The sequence below is a fragment of the Paenibacillus sp. 2TAB19 genome (assembly GCF_052115185.1).
Classification (GTDB): domain Bacteria; phylum Bacillota; class Bacilli; order Paenibacillales; family Paenibacillaceae; genus Pristimantibacillus.
This window is the reverse complement of sequence record NZ_JBFRGE010000122.1, coordinates 1-11,902: the sequence shown is the minus strand read 5'-3', so window position 1 is coordinate 11,902 and position 11,902 is coordinate 1. Positions and strand designations below refer to the sequence as shown.

Genomic DNA, 11,902 nt, shown 5'->3' with positions numbered 1-11,902 from the left:
CCCTCATATATACAATTTTTAACTATAACCATTCTATCTCAATTGCAATAATCCTTTATCTCTATCGTATTCAATCAACCAACAATCCCGATATTCACCCTCATGAAGCTCATGCTGCGGTAGCAGCTTCTTCTTAACGAAACCACACTTCTCATACACCCTAATCGCCCTCGCGTTCCAAGCCTGAGGGTCCATTACGATTCGAGCAGCTTGGTGTTGATTAATCAGGTATTGAACCGTATCCTTGATTAATCGCGTGCCAATCCCACGATTCCAATACGGCGGTTCTCCAATGAATTGATCCATCCCGAATATGTTGCCGCTGAATTCACCGTAGCCATATTCCTCTTTTTCTTCTTCGTCAATCTCGTAAAACTGTATGTACCCAATCGCTACCGATTCATAGATAATGACACATCGTGTGACGGTATCCGCCCCATCATAGAAATGCTGCTGAACGAGCGTCTGGTCATGCGGACGATCTCTCCCCTCGTAATACTCCAGTACAACAGGGTTAGAAAGCCACTTCTCCAGCAACTCCGCATCATTAGGCTCAAGTGTCCGGATGCTTAGCTCTTGATTTTGGAACAGAATCATTTGTTTGCTCCTCACTGTAGCTGCTCTGTATATGCTATCCACTTCTCTACGAAAAGATAGAACATGTCGCCGAAGTTCAAGCCTTCCGGCAACGAATCCACGAACTTCATTTCATCTATTTCATAATTAGGCAAACTCGCAAACTCTTTGATCTCCGCTGCGAACACCATGCCATAGCTGCCTCTCCATAAATAAACTCCGAACGGTGCTATCTCAAATTGAATCGCTCCCGTTTCTTCGTACAGCTCCCGGCTCACGGTTTCCGCCCGGAATCTCYCAGCCGCCTCGTTTACCATTTTTGATAATCACGAATTGCCCATTGAACCGTGCGATTATAACAGCGAACTTCATGAGGTCCTGATCGATTTTATTCCATTCATACCACCCGTCCATGTCCGCCAATCCCTCTTCTCAATTACCTTGCTTTATTTGAATACATCATGAGGCAAAACAGCGTGAACGCCCTTAACGCCATTCACAATCTGCGTTATTCTAAGATCGATAACAGCACTGCCTAAAGCAATCGCCTCCACTCGGTTCAAACCGTACAACTCTCCCATCAGGTCGAGCATGCCATCCAATGCCTGTACAGTTGCTTCATTTAGGTCCTCATGGAATCCAAATGTAATCCATCCTGACGGCGTATTCGCTCTCGGGTTGTTCAAGGTCTGGTTTTGTAATAATTCAACCGTAACATCAACCAGTTCCATAGGACATTCAATAGCTTGGCAGCTCACTTCGCCATCCCCCTGCTGGGCATGTCCGTCTCCTATCGCAAGGTATGCTCCGTCAACCGGAATCGGCAAATATAAAGTGCTCCCCGCTACCAGCTCTTTGCAATCGAGATTCCCTCCGCAGAACCGAGGCGGCCAAGTCGAATGAATATCCGCTTCATTAGGCGGCATGCCGATAACTCCCATGAAAGGCTTAAGCCCAACGGTATAGGCGTTGTCTCTGATTCGACATGTGCCTTCCATCCTATTATTATCTAGCTTCCAATCTAACGTTATTTCCTCATATTCGGTCAAGTGAAGCATTTGATTTTGCCAATTCGGATACTGTCCGGCTGCGGTGAATCCATAAGAGCCAGGTATGATCTCGTTGAACGTGATACCCAGCGTCATGCCCTTTTTCGCCTGTTCCACATAGATAGGACCTATCAACGCATGACCGCCGTCGAGCTTCTCTCTTCTTGAAAAGGGTTTAAAACGGTCCTTATTGCTTGCGCCTTTTCCCCATCCTGCATCCAGTGTCTCGAATAGCAAAGAATCGCCGGAAACCACCGAAATAATCGGTGTTGCTTCTGTCGTAAAAGAACCGATTAGCGCAGCTTGTTCTAATAGGATATGATGCTTAGCCACACAGTCGCCTCCCAATAATCTATGATTTCCTTCCTAAGCGCCCTTTTAGCTGGCTAACACCTTACCTAACTAAATCTTATTGGCACATTGTTTTCTTACACATGCCTAACCGTTCCAAATGAATTTTTCATATTTGGCTCAATCGACAGCCATCCATGCTTGTTTTTCCAATGTCATCTCCATGCCATTCCAATATTCGCCGTTCAGCGCCTGATACAGCTTCCTCTTTGTATAGGTTTTGCGAAAGCCCACTTTCTCGTAGCAGCGTATAGCTCGAACATTAATATGGTATACATTAAGGAGGATACGCTCGAGATCTAGCTTTTCGAATCCGATGCGCACTAATGCCTGAAGCACTTTCGTGCCTATGCCTAAGCCTCTGTCTTGCTCCGAATGAATGAGGAATCTGCCGACCACCGCTTCCTTGCGGATGGAATCGATTCGACCAAGTTGCACAGACCCTATCATTCGCTGTGTCTCGCAATCAACGATTTTGTATAGAAGTATGCCCGCATCAATGGAACGAATCCCCTTGCTATAGTGCTGTTCCATCTGATCAATTGTTAACGGATAGGTATACGTGCTTCCCGCCCATAGGTACATGAAATCTCTATCCTGAGTACTCACAACATCTGCAATGATAGGCAACTCCGATCGATCAAGCGGCTGCAATTCGATCTCCATTCCTAAGTTCTCCTCCCGCTTATCTCTTAGCTACGAAAGTGATGCAATCAGTCGTCAGCTTAACAGGTATGCCGTTTCTATCAATATCGTAAACAAGAGTTCTCACATGTCTTCTCTGCACGTTCCAGCTTGCATACTGTACGTCCAACAATTCCAACATGCGCTCCGTGGATATGTTCACTTCAAACATCGGATCCAGCTCCGCATTGGTATGAAGCGCAAACTCTTGGATATTCGAGCCTATAATGATGCAATGGATACCGCCTTGCTTTGTCCCGCGGACCATTTTACCTAACTTGTCCGCAAGTACCGCTTCCGAGCTTACATGTTCAAGAGCAGATACAGCTACTATGAAGTCATACTCGGAAGAAGCTATGTTGAAATGTTCAATATCAGACAACCTCGCGTCGATATACGACTCTACCCCGAATTGCTTGCTATTTTCCAATAGACCAGCAATAGCGGATTCTAACAAGTCCACGCATACGACTCTGCCTTGTCTCCCAACCAACGATTGAGCAATCGGAATGCTGTTCCGTCCAATCCCCGCACCTAGATCAAGCACGTTCAGTTGTTTATAATCCTGGAACTGTTCCAGCACTTCAAGAACCGTCTGTACCGGCCTATGCAACCATGAGCCCGGCTCGAATAATTTATGCTCTTCATAGCAAGCATCATGGTACTTCTTCTCTTCGCCTCGTATTCTCTCGACTCTATTCACGGCCTCACCTCATGGTTAGCTTCATGCTGCCCCAAATCAAATAAGGATTACATTTTCAAATCCAGTCTATCGTAATTCATTCTGAGATAATTGTACCCGGAGTAGATGGTCAGCGTCACCGCAACGAGCATTAGAGCGATATCGATAGGAAAGTTTGTTAGAGATATATAAGGGGAATTGTTAAGCATGACTGCAGCAATAGCAATAACTTGAAATACCATTTTGATCTTGCCATGCTTATCGGCCGCTAATGCGATACCTTTGTGAGAAGCTGCTACTCGAATGGCTGTAATAACAACTTCTCTGCCGATGATAACCATAACCATCCAGCTTGGAACCATATGCAGACATACAAGCATAATAAGCGCAACTGAAATTAGCAGCTTGTCAGCGAGCGGATCTAGCAGCTTGCCGAAATTAGTAACCATACTGTACTTTCTCGCGATATAACCATCCAGCTTATCCATTGCCGCCGTAAGCAAGAATAGGACTGCAGCATATATCATTCCCCATTCATTGAGATGGGCGAACAGCGGCATTTTATTTTCTAACCAAAGGGGATACGGTTGTAAGACGATTATGAGCAGTGGGATAAGGAATATTCGTACTAGAGTGATTTTATTAGCGAGATTCATTGGTATTCTCCTTATTATTCGGAATGGTTATGAAGCCTCCGTACGCTGCCCCAAAATCTTCAGAATTTCCTGATTCCGCTTCACAATAAATCGCTTCCCAGCATGCTCTTCGGTCAATATCAGCACCTGATGGATGMCTTCACGATCATAACCTCTATTCCATTCAAAAATCATTTGTAACAGATTTCTAAACGTTTGCTTATAATTCCATGTCTCTAATCCGAATCTCACCTTCACGAACCGCCATATGACCCGCGAATCGCGAGCCAGTCTATTCGGTCTTAATACAAAAATGAAATCTGCTTGCTTGAACGTGTCTTGGCCCCATTTATAGTGAACGCCCTCCACGATCCACGATGCACCGCTCAAAGCTTCAGCTAGCTTCGCATCTCTAACTTCTTCCGGATACTTCAAGGAATCTTCGTTTCTATCCCATACAATATTATCCAGCTCGTAATATGGGATTCCATACTTCTGAGACAACTGCTTCGCAATAAATGACTTCCCGCTGCCGCAAGAACCGATGATACGTATTTTCAAGCTACCAGCTCCTTCGACAATTAGGGTCTCATGATAGGGCCCATCTCCCTCGGATTAAGAATCGCACTAAAACTCAACAATCCCCTCTGTCTCATACGGATAATCAATTTGTTTCTTGATTATATGAACAGCCTCTTCGGAAACCAACAGTCCAACGATATACAAAGCGAGATCGATGGATGTGGATACACCACCGCCTGTAATCACATTACCGTCCTTTACAATCCTGGACTTGATAACTTCCTTGCAATAGGGCTCGAGAAGCTCATAAGCGCTTGGATTAGTCGTTGCTCTCTTTTCTTCTAGGAAACCAGCAGCGCCAAGCAGCAACGCACCCGTGCAGACGGAAATGACGTGTTGTGCTCCCTGTGCACCCTTCAGCCATGTAATGAACTCCTCGTCGAATCTAAGCTGGCGAGTTCCCATGCCGCCCGGCACGAATAACATGTCGTATTCAGAAAGATCAGGCTTGATCTTATTGACTTTAATGACAAGCCCCAGCTCGTCCGTAATCTCCTCTTGAAGCCCGCAAAAATCCCATGACGTCCCCTTCGCCTGCTCGAACAAATTTAATCGATAGATTACATCATAAAAACCTATGAGGTCCAGAAACGTAATGCCGTTGAACACAATCAAAGCGATTTTCATACAGAAGGCCCCCTTAATTGTTCCTCTTTACTTCTTCTCGTACAAGTTCGCGCTCCAACCTTCGCTATCCAATTTTCTTACATACTTGAAGCCCAGATCTCGATAATACTGATTCAGCCTCGGATTCGCCGCCATGCAGTCCAGCCTAACGAGTGACTTGCCGCGTTGCCGTATTTGCTCCTCAGCCGAACGAATCAAACAACTGCCAATCCCTGACCCTTTATAATCGCGATTAACTGCAAATCTGTGAATATATCCCGCATCCGTGCTATCAAGTTCTTGCCAAATATAAGGATCCGACCATGTAATCACATAAGTCCCTACTGGAACACCGTTCAGCTCTGCCAAATACATATTCGAGCCATCGTTCATAAATTCGATGACCTGCTCAAGATGAAAATACTCCGGCCGCCACTGCTTAATCCCATTCGCCAGCAGCCAACGCGCGGAGGACTGCCATAGGTTTAGAATGGTCTCCGCATCCTCATGCTTCGCCTCTCTAATTACAACATCTGTATCTACAATCAAATCCTCGGCCTCCTGCCCTATTAGCTGAAAGTAGTAAGTAATTGATCCAAGCTTATTTGACTCAGTGAATCAACGCGCATATCATAACTTTCAAACTTCATAGCTTTAGTGACTTCATTGGGAGTTACGACACAATATAGCCCCGCAGCCTTTGCCGCCCTAAGTCCATTCAATGAATCCTCAATCGCAATCGCTTCCGTCGGCTCAATACCCAGCAATTCGATTGCCTTCAAATACAGTTCAGGACTAGGCTTCACCTGATTAACATGATCTCTAGCAATAACAAAGTCGAATCTATCGATCAGATCATATTTATCCATATATTTATGAATCCATTCCAGGGATGAGCTAGAAGCAATTGCCGTACGAAGCCCCTTGTTCCTGGCGAGCGACAGGTAGTCTATAACTCCCTCGCGAAGTACCTGCTTATCCATGTGCTTCTTGTAGTACTCTTTGGACTTGGTCGTAATGTCGTCCCGATCAATGGGCTTATTCAAGCATTGTCCGAGATACTCATACGGATCAAACTCTGCGAATGTAGTTCCTATACATTTGCCCCATAGCTCCAAAGGAAGCTCTACCCCATAGCTGCCGTATACCTCTTGGAACGCAAAGTACCATGGTGTCTCCGTATCAATAATGGTGCCGTCAAAATCAAATATCAACGCTTTGATCATCGTCTCTCGTTCACCTCGACATGAAGTTCAATTCAACAATTCTAGTCCCACCAGCTAAAAAGACCATTCGTCAACGATAGCTCATCAGCGTTTTGACAAAACTCCTGAAAATTTATCTTTTGTGTTCCAGGATCGAGCGATTTGATCAGCGTAGGGCTTATTCAAGACCGGATAGAAAATAGGCTGCTCAGGCAGCCTCGGCGGAAAGCCTTTCAAATCCCCATCTAACATTAATTTCATTTCGTATAATCCTACTGGTCGATATAACGTTCTCATTTGCTTCACTCACCTTAATCTATGTCTCTTCAATAAGCGTCAGTTGCGGCCAAGTCTTAAGCCATCCCTTGCTCGCAACTCTTTGGTAGAAATAATCCTTATCCTGAAAATAAGGACTTCTCCTTATTACTAGATCGAATAAGTCACCCAACCCATGCGGTGCAATAACCTCAATCTGGTCTTCGGCATTCAGATAGATTCCTAGAGCCGTAACCGTTTCGGGCCACCTTTTCATGGCATCCTCTACTGAATGGTACGGCTCCGCTAGATTTCGGAGATGCATTCTGGCTTGGTTTTTCGCCGACCAATTGTAATGTGGATAGCTCTCAATTAAGTTGGATTCCCATCTCTTCTCCGTTTGCTCCTCAATATCATTAGGATCATAATAAACAATATCAACATCGTTTAATGGAGTTGCTTGCTCATAGCCGTGCAAATGATCCCACACATAATTACGTACATAACCGGCTGAGATATACCAACTAGGAAGACCCATTTGTTGAACGATACGCAGATCTCTGAGCAGGTCTTCTTTCGTCAGCAGGATTTGAATCAACTTATCTTTTAACAACAATTCTTGCAAGACGATCAACTCCAACTAAGCATCAAACAAAGGCCTAATAATATCTGCATCGATTTCTACTATTCTCGTCCTATGTACGATCTGATGGGTCTCCGCCCATTCTATTAACTCCGTTGTATTCATTCATAGTCCCTCTTCTCGGATCGTCGCTTTCCGTAATAACCAACTCTAATCCGCCAAATTTATTGCTGAGCTTATTATAGACAAGGGAGACTAGCATACTTAATGCTCCATAGATTCCGACCATGAATATAGGTGTGATAAAGTAGGGAAAGCCCATAGCTATCGCTCCTGTATTTCCTATCAATATACCAATTATGATTACAATGAAACCAATTACCATCATAAGAGCCAGGGGAATAATGGAGAAATATATTGTTGTTTTGAATGCACTCTTGATTCCAATTTCCTTGATCTCAATTCTTTTCATCGATATATGCTCCTTTTATTAGGCTTATTTCTTTCTAGCGATTACAAAAGCTCTTTCTGACTTTTCGAAACCGATTCGAGGATAGAAATCTACCGCTCCTGGCGCGGAAAGCAATACAAGCGAGGTCTCATCACCTAAAACCTCTTGCAGTTTTTGAACTAAAGCCTTACCGATTCCTTGATGTTGATAGTTCAGATCTACAGCTAGATCGGACAGATAGCAGCAATAAGAGTAATCCGTCAGTGCCCGCGCGATTCCAATCAGCTTATCATCGTCCCATGCGCTAATCGTAATATCGGCGTTGTCTATCATTCTTTGGATTCGTTCCAAGTCCTCGTGCGGTCTTTTAATCCCTGATGATTTAAATACTTCTGCAACCTCCGAAGCCTGAAGCGACTTGTTCACTAAATAAGTAATCAATGTTGCCATCCCCTTTTCTATTTAAGCTAATCGTTTTCTAACTCTATATAGTCAACCGTGTTGTAACGTATTATTTCGTTCATCTTAGCAATTGCTTTTGGAGCAGCCGACTTATATTCGACGTACAGCTCCTCCACTCTTTGGAACAACACCTTGTCTTCCTCTACATCAGTCGGAGAGACCATGCGTCCTTGCTCACCAGTCTTGTTCGTGCTTATAATCAGATGCTCTATACGCTCCAGTAAACCTACTAAATCCTCATTGTTTAGATACTGCAAACCATTTTTAAGTCCGTCCCAAGATCTCAGTTCAATCATAGAATAAGCCGTGAACCAATAAAATTCCGCGACAGAATGAACATGGTTATGAAACGCGTAAAACAAAAATAGCGCACGCTGGCCCTCGTTCAACTCGTTATACACTGCCGCTTTAGTCGCCAAATCCTTTGCCCGAACAGAGAGCAGCATAGGTTCAATACACTTCCAACTAAGCTGTGGCGACTCAAGATCGGCTTTCGTTAATGTAGCTTTCATGGTATCCCATCCTCCTAGAACTGCATCCAATATCGCCCTTTTCAGATAAATAAAAACAGCCCTCAAATGGAATTGTAACCCATTCAAAGGCGAATATCATTAACAATTATTTCGCTAATCAACTTCCCAAGATTGTGCGAATTGAACAAATTGTTCTCTTGCCTGCTGTTCATTGTCACCTACCACTTGTCCCTCGAGGTAATAGGTTCTCATCATATCCGGCTTGCCCTGAATCGGCCTTTGGATATAAATCCAATACATAACGACGTCCGGTACTGGATTCACAGCCGATCCACCATGTACGAATCGAATCATTGTAGCCTCCCCTGCCGGCAAGGTAATCGATTCTGTGGCTGTTATCTCCGAATGATTAGGAATGCTAACATAATCTCCAGGACCCTCCTGCTGCCCGACACTTAGTTTGAGATTGTTCCAAACAATAGGCTCATCCTGTTCAGACAACGTAAGGAGCACGACATTGTTGGCCGATTCATTGGCATCCGGTTTATTAAACAATGCCGCAATGACCAAAATCAAAATGATAAGCACAACAATTAAATAAGTTACTAAATTATTTTTCCTCTTATGCATAATAGCCGCCCTTCTGCAGGTACTCGTCTAAATCACCAAATCACACTTTTTGAACATCCCATAGTCGAAATACTGCTTTTAATTCCAATCCTTCGAACTCAAGCTTGTATACATCGGGCTTGTCGGTTCGCATCCAAAACTCAAATCCATAATACGGGTCAAAATACCCCATCATCAGTGTCATCACGTTACCGTGAGTTCCAATCGCAATTTTGCTGCCATTATGTTGTTCCAAAATGTTCTTCAGTACTGCAACTGCCCTATTCTGACATACCAGATTCGATTCTCCGCCAGGCAGCGCATAATTTGGATCTTCAAACATTCGCCGTACTACCGGCACGAATTCCTCATCCAAAATCTTATAATCATCGTCTGCGAAACACCGCTCTCTCAAATCTTCAATCTCGATAATATCCAAATTAAGTATATGAGCTAATCCCTCGACCGTGAGACTGGCCCTGGCATACGGACTGGACAAGATTAGGCTGATTCCTTCATTAATTAACAACTCTGAAGCTTGCCCGGCTTTCCTCTTTCCATCAACCGAAAGCCCTCGGGTCCTTTCGCTGCCTTCCTCATACGGTGATTCAGCATGTCTGACCATGTAGATAGTCGTAGTCATTTGATTGTCTCCCTCTCAAACTCCTGCATTGGGCCTTTATTGTCTTTTCTTCTTGTCTCCACATAGTTATCGCCGATGTACTCTTTAAGCGTTTTTCTCCAAAACTGCTGCGCAGGCAAATTCCAATCGAATTGACTTACTCGCCATTTACCTAAGTAACGATTAAATACTTTAATAGCCGCATCCTTGCCTATTTTCTTATTTCGATATTTTCGCAAAACAAAAAAATGATTGAAATAATTGATTTCTTCCTCCGGAATTATTCTAACCACGGCGAAGCCTGTAATTTTCCCATCATATCTAATAAAATATAAATCCATGTTGCTATCTTCAAACCAATTTCTCGAATCAAAGTCCATCACGAACATACCGTTCTCATGAATGTCGCTGCCGCTTAGTTCAGACAAATCATAAGCAGCCAATTCGACGAGCTTATTGAGCGCAGCCAAGCCGTCTTCCCCAATCATTTCTAGTGAAACTTCCATAGGATCACTCCTAAACGTATCATCATATTTGTTTTATCCGAACTTGGTGCACCTGAGCATAGTCAGCCTGATTTTCCGTTCGAATCCTCATAGTCATGGGACACCTCACTATCATAAATTCGCTAGCAAGCTTTCATCTAAGTACTCACTGTTCTTCAAAATGCTCCTCGCCCTTACAATCGTATCCTTCCCTCTAGGAAGATCGGCAATCCGATTAAGCAACACCCACCTCAGGCAAGCAATGGCCTCGAACAGCTCCAGCTCTTCTTTGGTGTAATGACTTTCAGCAAGACAGGCCGATTGAAAGACTGAGCCATACCTCTCCCCCACATAAATCCTTATTAAAATAATAGACCACGCCATATCGTATCTTGGGTCACCGAGCTGGCCATTGGTCCAATCAATAATCGTATATTTACCCTCATTATCGAGTATATTGCCTAAGTTATAATCACCGTGAATGATGGTATTCTGTTTGATGTCACTCTTTTCCAAGAGTGTAAGCAGTACATCCTTAATATCCAAATGTTCTTCTACCGACGGGTAAAAATAACCGACAAAATCATGCCTCAGAAGTATGGAAGAATCCATTTGATCTAAAGGATAGCTATGTATGCCGGTTAATATTTTGGCAAGTTTTTTGAGAGATGATTGATTCACTTTCCTAACGGGAGTCCCATCATAACTCGTCAATAATACCTGATTCATCTCTTTATCGATGCCCCAGCCAATAGGTTGAGAGACCGACAATCCTTGATTACGCAGTGCCTCTAACAGCCTATACTGATTGCCTACATTTGGCTTCGAGGATCGATTCCATACCTTTAGGACATAGTTAGATTCACTCGAACAAATCTTTGTTACTTCTGCTTCAAGACCAGCATCCAAGGGTACGAAAGTAATCGAGCTGCTATCGTCTAACAGTGAATCCACAACCTGGCTCTTTACCATCCAATCCACGTTTCTTAATCGATTCTGCATTGGCTTCACTTCCTTTCACATCAGTTCGCCGCCATGAACGACTCCGAACATGCCCGTCATGCCATCATGCTTATTGATCCCGAATTTATTGTAAAACGACTCTTTTCCGCTAGCCGCAAACAAGCCAAAAAATGATTTATCCGGTGCATTTTCCTTGAGAAACTGTTGGATAGCAGCCATTATTTTATTACCGATCCCCTTGCCCTGATGCTCGGGTTTGACAGCAATATCTTGAATGTAGAAGTAGATTTTGCCGTCTCCTACTACTCTCCCCATCCCAACGATCTCATCCTCATATTGAATGACAACACCGAATAAGGATTGTTTTAATGAGTCTTCTGCCACAGCAAAGTTCATGTACTCTTCCCAGCCAACCGAAACACATAGCGCTTTATATTCTGCCAATGTAGGAATTCTATTTAATGTGATGTACTCGCTGCTCATTCCATTCACCCTCTAATTTCCGTTAATATTTTTTTCTGCCTTTTCCATGTGATGAACGACTAAGAACCGAATTCATTTTTTAAAATGGAGAACAAATACGAATCATGAAACCTTCCTTTGAACCACAGATGTTCTCTTAAATGACC

The 11,902-nt window shown here is 43.6% G+C and carries 19 protein-coding genes; all 19 read right to left on the bottom strand.

Annotated elements, in window-relative coordinates; translation table 11 throughout:
• Positions 1–33: 33 nt before the first annotated feature.
• A complete protein-coding gene (locus tag AB4Z33_RS29065; protein ID WP_442053248.1) occupies positions 34–597 on the bottom strand; it encodes a GNAT family N-acetyltransferase in 564 nt (187 codons plus the stop codon).
• An 11-nt stretch (positions 598–608) separates the two neighbouring features.
• Positions 609–893: a hypothetical protein gene (locus tag AB4Z33_RS29060; RefSeq protein ID WP_442053247.1), complete on the bottom strand. Its 285-nt coding sequence runs from the start codon at positions 891–893 to the stop codon at positions 609–611.
• Positions 894–1,022: 129 nt separating this feature from the next.
• Positions 1,023–1,958 carry an acetamidase/formamidase family protein gene (locus AB4Z33_RS29055; RefSeq protein ID WP_442053246.1) on the bottom strand — a complete coding sequence of 312 codons (936 nt, stop codon included), beginning with the start codon at positions 1,956–1,958 and terminating at the stop codon, positions 1,023–1,025.
• A gap of 138 nt (positions 1,959–2,096) precedes the next feature.
• Entirely contained in the window at positions 2,097–2,642 is a 546-nt protein-coding gene (locus tag AB4Z33_RS29050; protein ID WP_442053245.1) for a GNAT family N-acetyltransferase, read from the bottom strand.
• Positions 2,643–2,661: 19 nt separating this feature from the next.
• Entirely contained in the window at positions 2,662–3,363 is a 702-nt protein-coding gene (locus AB4Z33_RS29045; protein ID WP_442053244.1) for a class I SAM-dependent methyltransferase, read from the bottom strand.
• Between the two features lie 47 nt (positions 3,364–3,410).
• Complete coding sequence (gene pgsA, locus AB4Z33_RS29040) at positions 3,411–3,998, bottom strand: CDP-diacylglycerol--glycerol-3-phosphate 3-phosphatidyltransferase (protein WP_442053243.1); 588 nt, start codon at positions 3,996–3,998, stop codon at positions 3,411–3,413.
• A gap of 27 nt (positions 3,999–4,025) precedes the next feature.
• Positions 4,026–4,538 carry a hypothetical protein gene (locus AB4Z33_RS29035; RefSeq protein WP_442053242.1) on the bottom strand — a complete coding sequence of 171 codons (513 nt, stop codon included), beginning with the start codon at positions 4,536–4,538 and terminating at the stop codon, positions 4,026–4,028.
• A 66-nt stretch (positions 4,539–4,604) separates the two neighbouring features.
• Positions 4,605–5,186, bottom strand: a complete 582-nt coding sequence (locus AB4Z33_RS29030) for a DJ-1/PfpI family protein (RefSeq protein WP_442053241.1) — start codon at positions 5,184–5,186, stop codon at positions 4,605–4,607.
• Between the two features lie 27 nt (positions 5,187–5,213).
• Positions 5,214–5,714, bottom strand: coding sequence for a GNAT family N-acetyltransferase (locus AB4Z33_RS29025; RefSeq protein ID WP_442053240.1), 501 nt, complete (start codon positions 5,712–5,714; stop codon positions 5,214–5,216).
• A gap of 20 nt (positions 5,715–5,734) precedes the next feature.
• Complete coding sequence (locus AB4Z33_RS29020; protein ID WP_442053239.1) at positions 5,735–6,391, bottom strand: HAD family hydrolase; 657 nt, start codon at positions 6,389–6,391, stop codon at positions 5,735–5,737.
• Between the two features lie 295 nt (positions 6,392–6,686).
• Positions 6,687–7,250, bottom strand: coding sequence for a nucleotidyltransferase family protein (locus AB4Z33_RS29015; protein ID WP_442053238.1), 564 nt, complete (start codon positions 7,248–7,250; stop codon positions 6,687–6,689).
• 70 nt (positions 7,251–7,320) lie between these two features.
• Complete coding sequence (locus AB4Z33_RS29010; protein WP_442053237.1) at positions 7,321–7,680, bottom strand: hypothetical protein; 360 nt, start codon at positions 7,678–7,680, stop codon at positions 7,321–7,323.
• A gap of 24 nt (positions 7,681–7,704) precedes the next feature.
• On the bottom strand, positions 7,705–8,109 hold the full coding sequence (locus AB4Z33_RS29005) for a GNAT family N-acetyltransferase (RefSeq protein WP_442053236.1): 405 nt from the start codon (positions 8,107–8,109) through the stop codon (positions 7,705–7,707).
• 17 nt (positions 8,110–8,126) lie between these two features.
• Entirely contained in the window at positions 8,127–8,633 is a 507-nt protein-coding gene (locus AB4Z33_RS29000) for a hypothetical protein (RefSeq protein WP_442053235.1), read from the bottom strand.
• A gap of 114 nt (positions 8,634–8,747) precedes the next feature.
• Positions 8,748–9,224 carry a hypothetical protein gene (locus AB4Z33_RS28995; RefSeq protein ID WP_442053234.1) on the bottom strand — a complete coding sequence of 159 codons (477 nt, stop codon included), beginning with the start codon at positions 9,222–9,224 and terminating at the stop codon, positions 8,748–8,750.
• 40 nt (positions 9,225–9,264) lie between these two features.
• Complete coding sequence (locus tag AB4Z33_RS28990; RefSeq protein WP_442053233.1) at positions 9,265–9,846, bottom strand: histidine phosphatase family protein; 582 nt, start codon at positions 9,844–9,846, stop codon at positions 9,265–9,267.
• Positions 9,843–10,331 (bottom strand): GNAT family N-acetyltransferase, encoded by a 489-nt coding sequence (locus AB4Z33_RS28985; protein WP_442053232.1) that lies wholly within the window; start codon positions 10,329–10,331, stop codon positions 9,843–9,845. The genes AB4Z33_RS28990 and AB4Z33_RS28985 overlap by 4 nt, the downstream gene beginning before the upstream one ends.
• A 111-nt stretch (positions 10,332–10,442) precedes the next feature.
• Positions 10,443–11,282: an aminoglycoside phosphotransferase family protein gene (locus AB4Z33_RS28980; RefSeq protein ID WP_442053231.1), complete on the bottom strand. Its 840-nt coding sequence runs from the start codon at positions 11,280–11,282 to the stop codon at positions 10,443–10,445.
• 45 nt (positions 11,283–11,327) lie between these two features.
• A complete protein-coding gene (locus AB4Z33_RS28975; RefSeq protein WP_442053230.1) occupies positions 11,328–11,756 on the bottom strand; it encodes a GNAT family N-acetyltransferase in 429 nt (142 codons plus the stop codon).
• Positions 11,757–11,902: the final 146 nt, after the last annotated feature.